16 protein-coding genes, 3 pseudogenes and 1 other annotated feature (1 of these 20 cut by a window edge) are annotated in these 17,551 nt (G+C 33.4%); of the genes and pseudogenes, 4 read left to right on the forward strand and 15 right to left on the reverse strand.

Features of this window, described 5'->3' with window-relative positions; all coding sequences use genetic code 11:
* Positions 1 to 8: 8 nt before the first annotated feature.
* The 6 genes from CQZ94_RS17315 to CQZ94_RS17340 all read right to left on the reverse strand — a co-directional run bounded on the left by CQZ94_RS17315 (position 9) and on the right by CQZ94_RS17340 (position 5,796).
* On the reverse strand, positions 9 to 1,118 hold the full coding sequence (locus CQZ94_RS17315; protein ID WP_105586368.1) for an alpha/beta hydrolase: 1,110 nt from the start codon (positions 1,116 to 1,118) through the stop codon (positions 9 to 11).
* Between the two features lie 132 nt (positions 1,119 to 1,250).
* Positions 1,251 to 2,132 (reverse strand): AraC family transcriptional regulator, encoded by an 882-nt coding sequence (locus CQZ94_RS17320; protein ID WP_105586369.1) that lies wholly within the window; start codon positions 2,130 to 2,132, stop codon positions 1,251 to 1,253.
* A gap of 148 nt (positions 2,133 to 2,280) precedes the next feature.
* Complete coding sequence (locus tag CQZ94_RS17325) at positions 2,281 to 2,916, reverse strand: HAD family hydrolase (protein ID WP_142395860.1); 636 nt, start codon at positions 2,914 to 2,916, stop codon at positions 2,281 to 2,283.
* A 107-nt stretch (positions 2,917 to 3,023) separates the two neighbouring features.
* The gene (locus CQZ94_RS17330; RefSeq protein ID WP_002031682.1) at positions 3,024 to 3,611 is read right to left on the reverse strand and encodes a YpjP family protein; all 588 of its coding nucleotides are present in this window, start codon (positions 3,609 to 3,611) and stop codon (positions 3,024 to 3,026) included.
* Between the two features lie 282 nt (positions 3,612 to 3,893).
* Complete coding sequence (locus CQZ94_RS17335; RefSeq protein ID WP_105586371.1) at positions 3,894 to 5,093, reverse strand: ABC transporter permease; 1,200 nt, start codon at positions 5,091 to 5,093, stop codon at positions 3,894 to 3,896.
* The gene (locus tag CQZ94_RS17340) at positions 5,086 to 5,796 is read right to left on the reverse strand and encodes an ABC transporter ATP-binding protein (protein ID WP_105586372.1); all 711 of its coding nucleotides are present in this window, start codon (positions 5,794 to 5,796) and stop codon (positions 5,086 to 5,088) included. The genes CQZ94_RS17335 and CQZ94_RS17340 overlap by 8 nt, the downstream gene beginning before the upstream one ends.
* Before the next feature lie 166 nt (positions 5,797 to 5,962).
* Between CQZ94_RS17340 and CQZ94_RS17345 the strand changes: the two genes are divergently transcribed.
* Positions 5,963 to 6,394 carry a GNAT family N-acetyltransferase gene (locus CQZ94_RS17345; protein ID WP_105586373.1) on the forward strand — a complete coding sequence of 144 codons (432 nt, stop codon included), beginning with the start codon at positions 5,963 to 5,965 and terminating at the stop codon, positions 6,392 to 6,394.
* A 29-nt stretch (positions 6,395 to 6,423) separates the two neighbouring features.
* Positions 6,424 to 6,948: pseudogene (locus tag CQZ94_RS17350) on the forward strand (HAD-IIIA family hydrolase).
* 60 nt (positions 6,949 to 7,008) lie between these two features.
* Here the strand turns inward: CQZ94_RS17350 and CQZ94_RS17355 are convergent.
* The 7 genes and pseudogenes from CQZ94_RS17355 to CQZ94_RS17385 all read right to left on the reverse strand — a co-directional run bounded on the left by CQZ94_RS17355 (position 7,009) and on the right by CQZ94_RS17385 (position 13,326).
* The gene (locus tag CQZ94_RS17355; RefSeq protein ID WP_105586374.1) at positions 7,009 to 7,752 is read right to left on the reverse strand and encodes a DUF3888 domain-containing protein; all 744 of its coding nucleotides are present in this window, start codon (positions 7,750 to 7,752) and stop codon (positions 7,009 to 7,011) included.
* 102 nt (positions 7,753 to 7,854) lie between these two features.
* On the reverse strand, positions 7,855 to 8,295 hold the full coding sequence (locus tag CQZ94_RS17360; protein ID WP_060750294.1) for a GNAT family N-acetyltransferase: 441 nt from the start codon (positions 8,293 to 8,295) through the stop codon (positions 7,855 to 7,857).
* The gene (locus tag CQZ94_RS17365) at positions 8,292 to 8,765 is read right to left on the reverse strand and encodes an SAM-dependent methyltransferase (RefSeq protein ID WP_105586375.1); all 474 of its coding nucleotides are present in this window, start codon (positions 8,763 to 8,765) and stop codon (positions 8,292 to 8,294) included. The genes CQZ94_RS17360 and CQZ94_RS17365 overlap by 4 nt, the downstream gene beginning before the upstream one ends.
* Before the next feature lie 88 nt (positions 8,766 to 8,853).
* Positions 8,854 to 9,551 (reverse strand): annotated as a pseudogene (locus CQZ94_RS17370) (aspartate/glutamate racemase family protein).
* A 164-nt stretch (positions 9,552 to 9,715) separates the two neighbouring features.
* Positions 9,716 to 10,915: an iron-containing alcohol dehydrogenase gene (locus CQZ94_RS17375; protein WP_105586376.1), complete on the reverse strand. Its 1,200-nt coding sequence runs from the start codon at positions 10,913 to 10,915 to the stop codon at positions 9,716 to 9,718.
* 88 nt (positions 10,916 to 11,003) lie between these two features.
* A complete protein-coding gene (locus CQZ94_RS17380; protein ID WP_105586377.1) occupies positions 11,004 to 12,443 on the reverse strand; it encodes a GntP family permease in 1,440 nt (479 codons plus the stop codon).
* Between the two features lie 217 nt (positions 12,444 to 12,660).
* Positions 12,661 to 13,326, reverse strand: a pseudogene (locus CQZ94_RS17385) (HAD family hydrolase).
* Between the two features lie 191 nt (positions 13,327 to 13,517).
* Here CQZ94_RS17385 and CQZ94_RS17390 point away from each other — a divergent pair.
* On the forward strand, positions 13,518 to 14,315 hold the full coding sequence (locus CQZ94_RS17390; protein WP_071745224.1) for a lipid II flippase Amj family protein: 798 nt from the start codon (positions 13,518 to 13,520) through the stop codon (positions 14,313 to 14,315).
* Between the two features lie 24 nt (positions 14,316 to 14,339).
* On the forward strand, positions 14,340 to 14,915 hold the full coding sequence (locus CQZ94_RS17395) for a nucleotidyltransferase family protein (protein ID WP_105586378.1): 576 nt from the start codon (positions 14,340 to 14,342) through the stop codon (positions 14,913 to 14,915).
* A gap of 39 nt (positions 14,916 to 14,954) precedes the next feature.
* On the opposite strand, the gene CQZ94_RS17400 is transcribed toward CQZ94_RS17395, so the two are convergent.
* On the reverse strand, positions 14,955 to 15,869 hold the full coding sequence (locus tag CQZ94_RS17400) for an alpha/beta fold hydrolase (protein ID WP_105586379.1): 915 nt from the start codon (positions 15,867 to 15,869) through the stop codon (positions 14,955 to 14,957).
* Positions 15,870 to 15,905: 36 nt separating this feature from the next.
* Entirely contained in the window at positions 15,906 to 17,246 is a 1,341-nt protein-coding gene (locus CQZ94_RS17405) for a sodium-dependent transporter (protein WP_105586380.1), read from the reverse strand.
* Positions 17,247 to 17,363: 117 nt separating this feature from the next.
* Positions 17,364 to 17,551: a binding site (T-box leader), on the reverse strand (it continues 61 nt past the right edge of the window).

Genomic DNA, 17,551 nt, shown 5'->3' on the forward strand with positions numbered 1-17,551 from the left:
CATTCCTCCTACTTCCCACTATGTTTTAATATAAAATTCCCCATCTCAATTGCTAAATCTTCACTTTGAGGATAGACACCTACATTATCTCCATAAGCGTGCCCTAAACCACGATAAAGAACTGTTTCAGTATCAACTCCTTTTTTAGTTAATTTAGCTGCATACGCTAAACATTCTATCATTAAAAAATCATGCTCTCCTACCGTAATAAATGTACTTGGATAGTCTGGGGATACATCAACATATGGACTTAAATACTTAGAATTAATTTCTTTCGTACCAAGTACTTCTGACATACCCCCAACCATTGAATGCATTATATTAAGCATTTTTTCTAATCCTTTTTTATACTTAGGAGCAATTTCATATTTGTCTATACTCCAAGAATAAAATTCATCTTCATAGTCACACATATTAAGTGTAGGATATAGAAGTAGTTGTCCCTTAACGAGATTTCTACCATCTTCCATATCTCTAGTAGTACAATACTGCGTTAAGTTACCTCCTGCACTATCACCAGCAACAAAGATATTATTCTTATCACCGCCTAATGTGTCAGCATTCTCATAAATCCACTTTAAAGTAGTGTAACAATCTGTATGCCCAGTTGGAAAAGGATTTTCCGGAGCTAATCGATAATCCACAGAAACGGCTAGTATATCTGTTTTCTCTACTATCAATTTCACAAGTTCTTCTACCACATCTGGTGATCCTGCCATAAATCCTCCGCCATGAATAAAGTATAAAATTGGTGCATTCTCTCGTTTAGAAATACTATTATAAATTCTTACCGGAATATCAAATCCATTTTCTGCTTTAACAGTTTTATGCATAATATTAATGTCTTTAGTGACAATGGGAACACTTTTAATACCATTAAATTGTTTTCGCATATTCTTTACTGATTTTTCAGAAGCATCCATTTTCATCATATTTTTAGGCATAAACCTCATTACATTCATTTGAACCTTTGTGTCCTTATAAAGGCGTGAATCCATAGCCCCTTTTTCATCGCAATCTGGTATGTTTTTTACTACAACTTTTGCCCCCTGTACGTTGATAGTTTCTTGTTTTTCTTGAATTTTCCCTAAAAGGTCTAAGTCATACTTTCTAGTCATCCAGTATTCATCCTCTCTTATTTTAAGCGCTTTCATTTATTCGAATTATATAAATCACATTTGAATCTTACTTCATCTGCTATCACTAAATTAAAAACGTTCCATGTACAAAATGTAACATGGAACGTTTTTTTATTGTTGTTCATATTTGATTCGATTATTGTCATTTTTTGATATGATATTTTTCCTATACTGTAATGGTGTATATCCATATTTCTCTTTAAACTGTGAAATAAATGATTTCACATTTGGAAATCCATGTTTTATTGCTATATCTTGTATAGAATTTGTACTTCTAATAATATCTTCATAAGCTTTATAGAGCCTGTATCTCGTTAAAAAAGTGGTGAAATTTGATCCGAAAGATTTTTTGAACATACGTGAAAAATGTTCTTCACTTACAAAAAAATGTTTAGCTACATCTTTCAGTTTAAGTTCTTCATCATAATGTTTATAAATATACGTAATTATTTCTTTCTGTTTATTTCCAAGTTGATAATTATTGTCTATACTCTCTCCATCTTTGCAATATCGCAATAGAATATAAACAATTTCATAAATTAAACTATTAATTTTTATGTAACTTAAATCATCAGAATTTGTGACTAACTCCTTTAATTCATAAAATATTTGCTGGAGGTTAGTTTTCTGAACAACTGATTCTTTTATATTAAATCTATATTTATCAAGATCTCCATTTACCTCTTTAAGAAATTCATAAGAAATAATTAACATCATTACTGCACAACTTGTATTTTCAACTTTTTCGAATTCATGAACATCTCCACTATTCACAAAAATAAATTCGCCAGCGGATACTTTCTTTTTTTGCCCATTCACATACAAGAAAACTTCTCCATATACGACTAGGCTAATTTCAATACTTCTATGCCAGTGAGGAGGAATATAATAGTGAAAACCAGTAGGTAACATTGTATCCTCTATATATTCAACCATTCCTGGAATTCTATCGCGTAATTTTATTTCTTCATATTTTCCTTGCCTGGTTTTCAATAGTCCACCCCCTTTTTATATTATAAAGTAGACGTCCGAATGATGATTCATTTCAATAGGACCACGTATAACCTTCACCTTATTACCAGCAAGAAACTTTGCTACCCAAAATTCAATATGATGAATACCTGCTCAAAGTTTATTTATATTAAGAATGTGCCGCCTGTACTACTTGCACAATTTCCCCTGGCGTATTAACCATATAATCTGGCGCGTCTCCTTTTACCGTCTCAATTACGTCATACCCCCACGAAACCCAAATGACATTCACACCAGCTTTTTTACAAGCTGCAATATCACGTTGTTCATCACCGACATACAACATATCTTGTTCTGTTAGCTTTTTCGACTTTAAAAATCTTTTTATCATTTTATCTTTACCAAACAAATTTTTAGAACAATACACTTCTTGAATATTTTCTATGCCATTATTATGTAAAAATGCCCTAATATGCTCTTCTGAGTTCGAAGATATAACCGCGATCCCGTAGCCTTTTTTATGTAATTCATCTAATACATCCTTCATCCCATGGAATAAAACGAGATCTTTTATGGCAGGTTGATATAATTTATAAAACTCTAGCGCCAATATAGGAAGTTTATAAAGTGGTACATCGAGTTTTTTACATCTTTCAGAAATAGTCAATTTTCGTAAAGGCTCAATCTCTTTCTCACTAACTGTCTTATATCCATGCTTTTCAGCAAGTTGATTATAAATTAGTACAAATATATTTTGTGAATCTACTAATGTGCCATCAAAGTCAAAAACAATGTATTTTTGCATTCCCATACTCCCTTTGTTTTTTTTCCTAAACCTATGTTATTCAACAACATAAATGTCTTACCCTTTCATACACATAAAAAAAGAACAAGATTTTCTCTTGTTCTTCATTAAGACAACCATTTCGGCGGTACATTCGTATTCCAATAAATATTTCCTAACTCATGGTGTCCTGAGTATCCATCATCAAAACGATGATAATGGAAATTAAAATAATATCCATCTTGCGGTGGATGATCTCTCCTCACATGAAATCGCAGTAAGTCATTTCCTGATTTCGTGTCATAAACATGAAAAATCTTTTCATTATTTCCGCCAGCTGGTCTTTGAGAAATCGCTAATGATTGCAACGATTCTTCTGGCACATCATTTGCAAGTTCCGCAATTGCCTCTTCAATTTTAGGTAATACAACATCTTTAAATTCATCTTCAATTACAGGCCCAATTTTAGAGCCGAATTTTTGCATAGATTGCTTCTCTGCTTCTTGCATCGCATAGTTAACAAAAGTATCGGTGGTTAACCTATCATTCGTTTCTTCATATGTATAGGACGTACTCTCCAAATTTTGTTGCCCAGCTGTGCTCGTAGGCTTGTCCGCAGCTTTGGCATTATCAAGTAATATGGAAGGAGGCGTCACTAAACCAAACGTAAATACGGTAATTAATGCGACTAAGGTTTTTCTAAACCAATTTGGCATTTATGTTCCCTCCCCTTTCACTCATTATATTTTATATAACGGTTGTTTCTTCTATTATACAAAATGATTGTAATTTTTGCACTTTACAAATTTGTTAACGTTCACATATTTTTCACTTGAATATGAAATTGTAAGATTTCATACACTATAAATACAACAACAATGAGGAGGCGATCAGATGACTTTAGATGTCATGTACTCCGCCGCAAGCATACTCGTTTTAGTATATTTTATTTATCAGTGTGTTACAGACTAGAAAAAGAGCCCTTTCCGGCTCCTTTTCTATGGTAAAAATACAATCCAACCAATGAATACTATAAAAATAACTCCAATAATTACTGCTGGCAATAAATAAAACTGTGAGAGGATGACTGTTCCGTACATAAATACGACTGGAAGGAGCAAATAACGATCCGCCTTCCATCTTAATAATAGTAATTCTCCCTCGTCACAATATAAATGTAGAAACATTTTCTTCGTAAATTCATTCCAATAATCACGCGCATAGCGAGAAATAGCAACTATAGCAAATACAAGAATAATAGCTGTTATCCACTGCGGAGTCACGATAATACTTACAGTACTTATACATACAATTTGAACATAAAACATTAAAGCACTACTTGTACGCAAAAGTTCTTTTAAAAAAGATTCTACAATACGCGAATCAGAATTTTTTCCTAATATCTTTTTAGACCGAGGGAACATCCACGGTTTTTTATTCGAACTACTTGGTTTAGCTGCATGACCACCAACTTGCATAATCCCTACAGTCCAGCGCATACTTTCTTCTTTTTCTTTCTCAACTTCTTTAAAAAAGAAATTTTTATAATTCATCTTTTCTTTTACTAAGACTACAGTAAGTACAGCTACTAGGCCGGTAAATAATATGAAATACAATGGATTTTTAAAAATGAAAAATACACTGATTCCAAAATAGACTAAACTTAAAGAAAATATAACATCTTTTATAATCAATAAAACCCATCGTTTCCCCACACGTACATTTATGAATCTCGTCAACAACGATAGCATAAATCGAAAAACAGTAAAGAAAATCCAAAACAGTATAATTTGTATAATTGTTGCTCCCATACTTTTCATCAATATAGGTAACATAATGAATACTATACATACGTTCGTTATTGCAATCCGAATTAATGTATATATAATGCCAATCTTCATTAATTTTCGCATATGATTTGGGTACGAAATTAAAAATAAGCTATCTGCTTGTTCAAAAAATGAGCGAACTCCTCTTGAAAATGTAACAAAATAAAACGCGAGTAAACCTAAGCCAAAATAAACGGTCTCTTCCATCGACAATTCTTTCATCCATAGTGAACGATAGTAGATCCCTGCAAATATAATTGCTGGAATAATAATATATAATGCTACTGTCCAATCTGTTACAGAACGAATCGCCTTCCATTTTCTTTGCAATTCATGACGTAACCTCTTATTAAACTGATGTTTAATCATGTTGTTCCCGCCTTACAATTGCATCGAAACAATCTAACAGTGTACTTCCTGGCATTTCTGCTAACGATTGTATCGCCTCTAAATGCCCGTCTGCTACTAACGTACCCTGCGAAATGAGTAAAAATCTTTCACAAATTCTTTCAGCTGTATCCAGTACGTGCGTACAAAGTAAAATTCCGGCTCCTCGCTCTTTTTCTTTATATAAGTAATTCAAAAATTCTTTCGTAGCTACTGGATCTAAACCGATAAAAGGCTCATCAATAATATAAAAATCTGGCTCTGTTAAAAATGCTAATATAAGCATCGATTTTTGTTTCATACCTTTTGAAAACTTTGATATGTATTCGTGTATATGTTTTTCCATTCGAAACGTATGTAATAATTCCCTTGCCTTAGCCTCCCAATTTCCTACTTCATTTCCACGAGCAGCCATTAACAATTCAATATGCTCCCATAAAGTTAGATAATCATAATAAGTGGGATGCTCCGGTACATATGCATATGGATTTTTCTTTTCACCAAACGAAATTTCACCATCCATATTGACAAGTAGACCGAGTATCGACTTAATTGTCGTACTCTTTCCTGCACCATTTGCGCCAATAAGAGCAACTAACTCTCCTTTTTCAATTGCAAATGCAATATCGTGAACTGTCTTTTCACCTACTTCATATCCGGCTGAGCGAATATTCACTTCTAGCATACATTCCCCTTCTTTCCATTTACAATACAATCAAGGAAAATGATAACATATCCCTCTTAATATAGTATTATATCATTTCTAAAATGTTTGTTTCGGTAGCAGGAAAAAACACACTTTAACAGAATATTTAATGTTTGAAGATTTTAAAGTAAATGGGGTTTATCATATGTCAGTTCAAATTCGTGAAGCGACTATAGATGATATAGATTCACTTTGTTCTCTTACAAAAGAATTAAAAGGGTCCTCTATCTCTAATGAAGATATGAACAATCGTTTACAATTCGTAAAAATGAGTCCTTTTGATTTTTTATATGTATATGAAGAAGAGAATACTATTTTGGGATTACTAGGATTTCGCATACGTGAGAATTTAGAAGATGTAACTCGTTATGGAGAGATTTCAATTATTAGTGTTGATTCTACAATACGTCGTAAAGGTATTGGACAAGTGTTAATGGACTACGCAGAACAATTAGCAAAAGAGCATAACTGTATTGGTACTTGGCTTGTTAGTGGAATGAACCGAAAAGAAGCACACCCCTTCTATGAAAAATTGGGCTATGAAGTAAATGGGTATCGATTTGTAAAACATTTTTAAACTACTGGTACAAAGAAAGGACTATAACTATGACAAACATTGAAGCAATATTCATTGATCGTGACGGAACAATTGGCGGTGATACTACAATACATTATCCAGGTTCTTTCACATTATTTCCTTTTACAAAGGCATCTTTACAAAAGTTAAAAGCTCAAAATATTAAACTATTCTCTTTTACGAATCAACCAGGTATCGCGGATGGAAAAGCAGCTGCGAATGATTTTGTGCAAGAATTAAAAGGGTTTGGTTTTGATGATATTTACCTTTGTCCTCATAGACATGGTGATGGCTGTGAATGCCGCAAACCGAGCACAGGTATGCTCCTGCAAGCAGCGGAAAAACAGGGGCTTGATTTAACAAAATGTGCTGTAATTGGTGATCGCTGAACTGATATTGTTGCTGGTGCAAAAGTAAATGCAACAACAATATTAGTTCAAACTGGCGCTGGATATGACGCTTTACATACGTACCGAGATAAATGGGCACATATTGAGCCGAATTACATTGCAGAAAACTTTGAGGATGCTACGAATTGGATATTAAATCAATGATGGTATAAATTAAATGAGACGCCTTCACTTTGAAAGCGTCTCATTTATCCTCTATTAAAATTACATATACCAAAGAAGCTCCCTCTCTAACTTCTTACCTGTTTTATAGTTAATTTCGACCACTTTCCACTCATCATTTTCTTTTTCCACAGTGTATACTACATTTCGTCCATCAGCTCTTTTAAAAAGAATGTAACCTTGATTTCCTTTAACAAAACTTATAGGCGTAATTATATTTTTATATGGTGAAGAAATATCTGCCTTCAAAATTTCAGTTGTAATCCTTACTATACTATTCGAAAGTGATTTATAATTATTCTGCTGATCCGCCTTATAAAGAAGTTGCTCGTTATTATATTTTTTATATGTTTCCAATTGCAAATTAAAAGCCCTCGCTATTTCAAAAATGACCCTATTATAAAATGTATTTATTTTCTTTTCCCACTCATCTCCTTCATGCTGAAATGAAATGACGCTGACTCCTTCACCATCCATCTTAAAAGTAATCGTTTCTTTCCCGTACGGTGGATTGTGAGCATCATTAAATGTATGAACCCTCATCTTTATAATAAATGTCCCGTTCACTTTTTCAATATTTACAATTTCAGTATCATATAAAGAATACTGCTTCACTTCTCCATAATAATTAAAAATAGTTTTTTCTATTTCATGATTTAATGTTAACAGTAAAGTTTCTTTAATAAGTTTATGCTTCAATTGTTGCTCCTTGGCATAAACAGAATGCAATGGATATACTTGAAAAATTAATAAAGTCATTACAATTATTTCATATATTTTCCTCATATCTTTCTCCTTTTGACTATTCTTTTCCTAAATGCCAAAAGGTATGAAAAATAATAAAAGCTCAACCTACGAAAAAAGTAGGCCGAGCTTTTATAGATTAGTTTAAAAAGTTAATTCATAATGGAAATAACGATTATCTCTCAAATATCCATTTTCAGCATATAATCGCTGTGCTGATAAGTTATCAATTTCTGTTTGTAGCTTTAAACCTTTTGCACCATTTTCTAAAGCGAACGCTTTAGCAGCTTCTAACAATTTTTTACCCGTTCCCGCCCCGCGTTTCTTCGCTTGTACAAATAAGTCATTTAATATCCATAATTCCTTCATCGAAATAGATGAGAATGATGGATATAATTGTGTGAAACCAATGTATTCCCCGTCTTCCACCGCTACAAAAATGACTGATTCTTTTCGCTCAATTCGATTTCGTAAAAATGCTTTTGCTCCTTCAATATCGGAGTCTTGTCGATAAAATACGCGATAGTTATTAAAAACAGATGCTAGTCCGTCTAAATCTGCAATTGTTGCTTCATATATTCTCATTTTACTTTATTCCCCTTCCAATATTGTTTCATAATATCCGTTGCCCATTCAGGCTGTTTTATTTCTTCTCTCGGTATAAATTCATTCATAACTGGCTTTATATCCAAAATAGGCGTGCCATCGATTGCGTCTAATCCTTCAACAACAATTGTCTTTCCATCTCTTCTTATCACTTTAACAATTGTTGCTCCTAGTCGATTCGGACGATTTTTTCCACGTTGTGCAAAAACCCCTACCTTTGGAAAATCACTATTATTTCTAGGGTGTCTAGCAGAATACTGAATTTGTTCATCTGTTACTTTATGAAAATAGAAAATAACCTCAATATGAGAAAAATCTTCAATCCCTTGTATACTTTCCTCTGCAAACGAATCTCTTAAAGTAATAAGTGATCTTATTTCTCCCCAATCATCATCTACTATTTCCGTTCTTTCATTATGTACAAATGCGATTGGTTGAACTGAAAACATCCGCATTCCCCCTTAAATGTAACCACTTACATTATAAAATATTTTCTGAATGTTTTCCACATATACGAATATTGTTTACATAATAAAATTATATCCTATCTTGTAAGGCTATATTTACAGCTTCAATAGCGTGTATGCGGGCTGTATCAAATAAAGGAACTATTGAATCTTCCTGTTTTACTAATAGCCCTATTTCCGTACACCCTAATATAATGCCCTTTGCTCCTCTTTGTGCCAAATCTTCCATTACACTTTTAAAATAATCCCTTGATTGTGGGTTTATTTTTCCTAAGCATAATTCGTTATATATTATTTTATTTACTCTCTCTCTATCCTCTTCTTTCGGTACAATTACTCTTATATCATTTTCTTCTATACGTAATTTATAGAAATCCTGTTCCATCGTGTATTTTGTCCCAAGTAGACCAACTGATTGAATCCCATGTTGTTTTATTTCCTTCGCTGTTGCATCAGCAATATGTAATATTGGAATACTGATTCTATTTTTTACATGCTTAATAACTTTATGCATTGTATTTGTACAAATGATTATAAAATCAGCACCCCCTTCTCCAAAGAAGAAGCTGCATTTCCCAATACCTCTCCCGCTTTATCCCAATCCCCTTCAGATTGATATCGCTCAATTTCTTCGAAGTCAACGCTATAAAGTAGACATTTTGCTGAATGCAATCCACCTAATCTCATTTTTACTTCTTCATTTATCATTTTGTAGTACTCAGTAGATGATTCCCAGCTCATACCGCCAATAAGACCTATTAATTTCATATATTCTCCTTCAAAATAATATTTTAAAACGCTCAATTTATACTATAATTTATACATAATAAATAATATTTATATCCTATAAAAAAATAATCTTCCTCCAATTAACTTAACTATTACATTTATAATAATTCTTTTTCATTTCCGCGGAAATAATCATAGAATATTCAGAAAATAACCTTTGTGGTTATCTCATATTGATAATCAAAACATTTTCGATAGAGCTCTTTTATTTCATCATAAGATGGAACTCGTGGATTGTTACTTGGACTACCACTTGCAATAGCATCTTTCGCCATTTTAGAAATAGCATTTTCAAATTCAACTTCATCAATTCCGTATTCTCTTAAATTTGGAATATGAAGATCAAAGCACAGTTTTTTAATTTCAGCAATCGTATAGTTCGCCACTTCTTCATCAGAATACGAATACAAATCTTTATTTAAGCTACGTCCTACTTCAGCTAACCTTTTTACTGCACTCACTTTTGTAAACTCTAGAACTGTAGGTAATAGTATTGCATTCGATATTCCATGTGGCACATGAAATAATGCTCCTACTGGCCGGGACATACCATGGACTAATGTAACGGAAGCATTTGAAAAAGCAATTCCAGCTTGTAATGAAGCAATCATCAGTGCTTCTCTCGCTTCCATATTATCCCCATCTTCATATGCAATACGTAAATATTTCATTATACTTTCAATAGCTGAAAGAGCGAGCACATCTGTTAGTGGTTGTGAAACTTTAGAAATATATGCTTCAATCGCATGGCATAATGCATCTACTCCTGTTGCTGCAGTAATTTGAGGTGGTAACGAACATGTTAAAATTGGGTCTATAATCGCCACTTGCGGGATAAAGCTCGGATGCTTCACCATCATTTTCACATCCGTTGTTTTACTCGTAATTACTGTGACACTTGTTACTTCCGATCCAGTGCCTGAGGTTGTTGGAATTGCGATAAGTGGCAGCGGATCTTTTTCTATTTCCACATCCTTTTGTACGTAATCTTCAATTTCTTCACCGTTTGTATGTAACACTGCTACTGCTTTCGCAGCATCAATACAACTTCCACCGCCAATAGCGATAATAAAATCACATTTTCCTTCTTTACAAATAGATAGCGCTTCTAATACGTGTAAATTTGTAGGCTCAGCGTTCACTTTATTATACGTAATAGCTGTAATCCCTTTCGCATTTAATTGCTTCAAACAACTTTCAATATACCCTAATTTCTCCATAATTGAATCACTAACTATAAAAGCACGTTTCCCTAACTTTTTTGATTGCTCCCCTAATTTTTCAAGCGAATTTCTCCCATATAATACAGACTTCGGCATACGAAATTCAGCAACTTCTTGCAAGTACTCCACCCCTTCTATTTCTATTGAATATTTTATTATATAAAATATCAATTTGATAAATCTTTTCTTTTCATCTATTAACTATTTATTAATAGATTCCTGTTAAAGTATAGAACGCGATGACTAAAAATACAGCAACCGTTTTCAAAATTGTAATAGCAAATATATCTTTATATGACTGTTTATGTGTTAATCCTGTTACCGTTAGAATAGTAATAATTGCCCCATTATGTGGTAATGTATCCATTCCGCCTGATGCCATTGATACAATGCGGTGCATAACTTCTAACGGAATATCATATTGATTGGCCGCTGCAATAAATTTATCTCCCATCGCACTTAAAACAATCCCCATTCCTCCTGATGCTGAACCAGTAATACCAGCCAAAATATTCGTTGTTACTGCCCCATTTACTAATGGATTCGTGAAAGTTGCAGAGATGCTATCTCTCATAATTGCAAAGCCTGGAAGTGCTGCAATAACACCACCAAATCCAAACTCCGCGCCTGTATTCATTGTTGCAAGTAGCGCTCCACCAATACTTGTATTCAATCCAGCTTGAAATCCAGTTACTACTCGTTTCCAATATAATAAAAGCGTTGATAAAATCCCAATAATAAGTGCCAATTCTACAGACCAAATTCCAACTACCGCACTTAATTCTACTTTTCCAAATGCTTTCATACCGATTGCTGAGAAATCAAAACCATTTGGATACCACTTTGGTATCATGATTGTGAAAACTTTATTCATTACACCTACTAAAATAAGTGGTACAAACGCAATTACTTGCTGTACTCTTGTAATTTCAATACCGCTTAGTATCGGCATATCTTTTTGTTCTAATTGTAAAGATGCTGCCATTTCAGAATTTCCAACATTAAAACCAAAATACCCTTCTCCTGCTGCTTTTGCCTTCTTACGCCTACTCTCTAAATAAAGTAAACCTAACGTTAGAACAAAGATTGCTCCTAAAATACCAAGTATCGGTGCTGCATAAATATCAGTTTTAAAAAAAGTTGTAGGTATTACATTTTGAATTTGTGGTGATCCAGGAAGCGCATCCATTGTAAATGTTGCTGCTCCAAGAACGATTGTGCCAGGAATTAAACGCTTTGGAATATCCGCTTGTCGAAACAACTTAGCCGCAAACGAAAATATAGCGAACACCACTACATACACACTAACACCGCTATACGTTAAAATAGCTCCCATTAAAACAATCGCTAAAATTGTACGTTTTTCTCCAACTAACTCTACAATCGTCTTTGCGATGGAATCAGCGATTCCTGACATTTCTACTACTTTCCCAAATATTGCTCCAAGTAAAAACACAGGGAAATATAGTTTAATAAATCCTACCATTTTCTCCATAAAAATATTAGAAAAGAAAGGTAATACAAAACTAGGCTCTGTTAAAAATACCGCAAATAATGCAAAAATCGGCGCGAATAATATTACAGAAAATCCTTTATATGCTACAAACATGAGTAAACTAAGTGCTAATAAAATAATAACTAGCTCCAATTATAACCCTCCTTTTAAACTGAAAATTCAATCTTTTAACAACGAACTTTTACTAGTATTTCGCACCCTTTTATTTCATGACATCCCTCCTCTTTTTATTACAAATTTTTCATGCTAAAAATGTCTAATTATAAGTATTCGATTACATATGTAAAATCCCTTTAAACAAAAATGATTTCATCGTCATATGTTATAAAGGGATTTCTAGGTTCTATTTCTATAATTTTACCGCACTATTCTCTATACAAAAGCTTTGTAACTCTTCGACATCTTTCACTATATGAATCGCCCTAGCATCACTCAATTCATTCTCATTACCATATCCATACAATACACCTATTGAAGCAATTCCGTTACTGTTCGCACCGATTACGTCATGCTTTCTATCACCAATCATCACAATTTCTTCTTTTTAAAGTTCTTCATTTGTTTGTAAAATATGAGCAATTATTTCTTCCTTTTTTATTCTTGTCCCATCTAAATTACTCCCAACATTCTCTTCAAAAAAAGATGTTAACTGAAAGTGCTCTATTACTTGTTTCGCAAATACAGTAGGCTTTGAAGTTGCTACAAACAAACGATTGCCAGCATCCTTTAATTCTTGCAATAGGGTTGGAATTCCATCGTATACTTTATTCTCTAATAAACCACTTTGCTTTAAATATTCCCGAAAGTAAAACACTGCTCGTTCTACTTCTATTTCATTCATATTATATCTATCTACAAAAGATTGTTGTATTGGTGGGCCGATAAATGAATCTAACTCGCTTATATTTACTTCTTCAATCCCGATTTTTTCTAACGCGTATAGAACAGAATTTATAATCCCTTCTTTCGGATCAGTTAATGTTCCATCTAAATCAAATAGAAATGTTGTATACATATTTCATTCCCCCACTGATTTTATATGTACCCCATTAAGGCCATTCTCCTACTTACACCTTTACTATAATATCACCATTTAACTTTTCAGAAAATTGTTTTTTCTAACCCTTATACTTTCAGTTACAAAATCACAAAAGATATGATAAAGTGAAAAAGTTATAATTAATTTAATAGAAACTGGTGAATCAAATGTCAATTACGTTAATTTTTATAATGGCTTTCACAATTGTTATCCACGCAGTTGAAACTAGCTCTTATAGTATTCGATTAGCTGGTGTACGTTTAAAAAAGATTGCCGTTGCCTTATCTGTCGTAGGAATGGTACTGCTTATTTCAAGAACATCTAACTTACTACAAGCCTTTTTAATCGGTGGTATTGTCGATGAAGCAAAACTAGATTCTTCTATTAATTTAGAGCATATTATACGGCTTGTTCTATTATCTGCTTCTGTCGGTACATTGCTCGCGATTATACTCTATCCAACTTTGACAAAGCTATTTGGATACGTCATTCAAAACTTTGAAACAGATGGTTCATTCATTCGAATGATGAAGACGAATAACATTCAAAAATTAAAGTATACAAAAAAATATGTACGCTTCCCCAAATTCGAAATGATTCATCGAATGAGGATCGGTGGTATCCCAAAGCGTATTATGCTTATCAACATGTTTGCTACTGCAATTTATACAGCGGGTGTCCTTTCAGCCCTTTACGCTTCCTTTTTAAACCCAGATTACGCAACAAATGCAAGTACAGCTTCTGGCCTTGTTAATGGTTTTGCTACCATTTTATTAACAGTGCTACTAGATCCACGCATTGCCCTTTTAACAGAACGTGCTTTACAATCAGAAAAGGGTGCTGAAGCAATGAGTAAAATGTATGGTTGGCTTATGATTTCTAGACTTCTCGGCACATTATTAGCACAACTACTATTTGTACCAGGTGCTTACTGGATTTTATGGATTATTGAACTGATGCATTAATTTACTAGAAAGGTGAATTTATCAATGAATATAAAAACAGAGCAAGATATAATTCGCTTAATAAAAAACGACAAATGGATGATGGACGTATTACAAATGGCAAAATCACTAGAGCTACCTGATTGGTGGATTTGCGCTGGATTTGTTCGTTCTAAAATTTGGGATACATTACATAACTACGAAGTAAGAACAGCTACACCAGACGTTGATGTTATTTATTTTGACACTTTTCATAAAGATGAGGCATACGAACAATCATTAGAAAAGGAACTGACAAATTTGGATGATTCTATACCTTGGTCGGTTAAGAATCAAGCTCGTATGCATGTAGTGAATGGAATGCCACCATACTCTTCTTCTGTTGATGCTATTTCTAAATTCCCTGAAACAGCAACCGCCCTTGGTGTTTCATTAGACGAGAAAAATAATGTCATATTAACATCCCCGTGCGGAATAGAAGATGTACTTTCATTACAAGTGAAACCTACACTTCATTTTCTTGAAACGAAAGAACGAATACATATGTACAAAAAAAGAGTTATGAAAAAGAATTGGCAAAGCAAATGGCCCAACATTACAATCACTTATCCAGAGATTTAAAGAGGGTGCTTCTCATTATTAGAAGCACCCTTTCCTTTTTCAATTCAAAAAATGAATGACTGTTTCAGCGAAGCGGTCTGCTTCTTCATAATGTGGTGTATGACCACTCTCTTCAAACACGATATACTTACCATTTCGAGTATCTCGATTAAATACTTCAATTTGCTTTTCACACGTTACTACATCATGTTCTCCTACAATTAGCAGCATCGGATTTTTCACTTCTTGCAGTTTTAATAGAAACGATTTATAAATCTCTCCCTCATCTTTTAATCTTCTAAAGTGAATCTCTGAACGTCTTGCAAATTCTCCCCACTCTTCATCACTATATAAACTATAGTCAGTTTTATCCTCCTTATTTTCATAAATCTCCATTCGATTTTCTTTTAATTCATCACTTAATCTTATATAAGCTTCTAGCAACTCTTCTGAACTAGCATTACTAGATGAATAAGTAAAACACTCTTCTGCAGCCACTTCTTTTCCATACTTCTTTAATAAATTCCCTGTCTTTTGTAAGAGGGATTTACTTGTTAATGCAAAATCAAAAGTCGGCCCTTCAAATATTATTTTCTCTATTGAATTTGGATATATCGACGCATATAGCAATGCTAAATATCCACCGAAAGAATGTCCAATTACAGACCATTTCTCAATTTGTAATAGTTTTCTTAGTTCCTCACAATCTTCAACTAAATCACTTAATCCAAACGATTCTTCTTCAGTAATTTCTTCTGAACGACAAACCCCTCTTTGATCTATCATAATTACATATAAGGAATCTTTTAATCGTTCCGCTTGATGAAATGAAAAATCATAGCAACTCTCTCCTGGTCCACCGTGCAAATATAATACTGGTTTATTTTTAGGACTTCCATGTGTTTCAACGTATAGTTTTTTCCCTCTAATGTTCATGTATTTCCCAACTTCAATCAAATTCGTCTTTATAATCATCACCTCATTTTTTACTGAATATTATAACATTTAACCCTAAATAATCCCTATTACATTTAAAAAGACGATAATTATTGCAAGTGGAGCTATAAATCGAAGTAAGAATGCCCAACAAGTAAATATTTTCTTTCCGTAATTTCCACCTACAAAAAATTCTGCTTCTAGCACTTTCTTCTCCATTTTAAATGATACGAAAATACTGATAAACAATGCTCCAAGTGGCATTAATATATTACTAGATAAAAAGTCTACTGCATCAAAAATATTCTTCCCAAAAATCGTAATATCACTCCATACTCCAAATGATAACGCAGATGGTATACCCACTAAGAAAATGCAGAAACCGATGATCCATGATAGTTTATTTCTTCTTTCCTGCTCACCATTTGCTAATGCTGAAACGACCGTTTCTAGTAGAGAAAATGCCGATGTTAATGTCGCAAATGTAAATAACGCAAGAAATACTGTTAAGAAGAGTCCACCGAATGGTATTTGACTAAATACAGATGGTAATACGATAAATAGTAATCCCGGTCCTTCTGTTGGCTCCATTCCTAATGAAAATACTGCCGGAAATATAGCAAGTCCCGCAAATAAAGAAACGAATAAATTCAATCCAACAATCGTAACTGCCGATTTTGGTAAACTTTCTTTTTTATTTAAATACGAGCTATACGTAACCATAATCGAAATCCCTATACTAATCGCAAAGAATGATTGCCCCATTGCGAACAAAATACTTTCTGAAGTAATTTTTGAGAAATCTGACTGTAAGAAAAACTTCACACCTTGCATCGCATCATCAAGTGTTAATGAACGAATAATAAGAGCGACAAATAATACGAACAACGCTGGTAACATATATTTACTTGCTTTTTCAATTCCGTTTTGTACACCTTTTGATACAACCCATATCGTTATGAACATAAAAGCGAAATGGCCCATAATAGCCCAAACGGGATTTCCAATTGTTTCAGTAAATAACGAACCGTAATTTTGTCCCGGAGTAATAAGTTGTCCTGTTACTCCTCGGAAGAGATAAATTAAAACCCATCCACCTACAACGCTATAAAAAGATAACAATATAAAACAAGTTCCAACGCCAAGACGTCCAATCCAGTGCCATCCTGTATTTGGTGCGATACTTTTAAATGCTCCAACTGCTTGTTTCTGTGTACTGCGTCCAATCATAAATTCAGCAATAAGTAGTGGTAGTCCAATTAATACAGTAAATAATATAAAGATTAAAAAGAATGCTCCTCCCCCGCTCTTTCCAGCGATATAAGGAAACTTCCATATTGCGCCAAGTCCAATTGCTGATCCTGCTGCTGCCATTATAAAACCTAATTTCGAAGTCCATTGCTCCGTCTGTTTCATCTTATTTTCCTCCCAATTAAATCTTTTTATATAAATAATTAAATTTTATAAACCAATCCAAATAAACCCTCCATTTCTTTTTCTATAAAATAAAAAATGGCCCAGCATCTCTTTATATAAAGAGACGCTAAGCCATTTACTTAACGCGGTACCACCCTTATTGATTCCATTATGAATCCACCTTAGTAGTAATCGTTTGATTACAAACCTAATATCGAAGGTTAACCGTTAAGATTTACTAAGAATGTGATTCCGTTCCACCTTACTGCTCCTAGGCGAGTTCAGGATGTCATTTGACTATGTCG

Origin of the sequence: Bacillus sp. MYb209 (assembly GCF_002975175.1) — a bacterium.
Lineage (GTDB): Bacteria > Bacillota > Bacilli > Bacillales > Bacillaceae_G > Bacillus_A.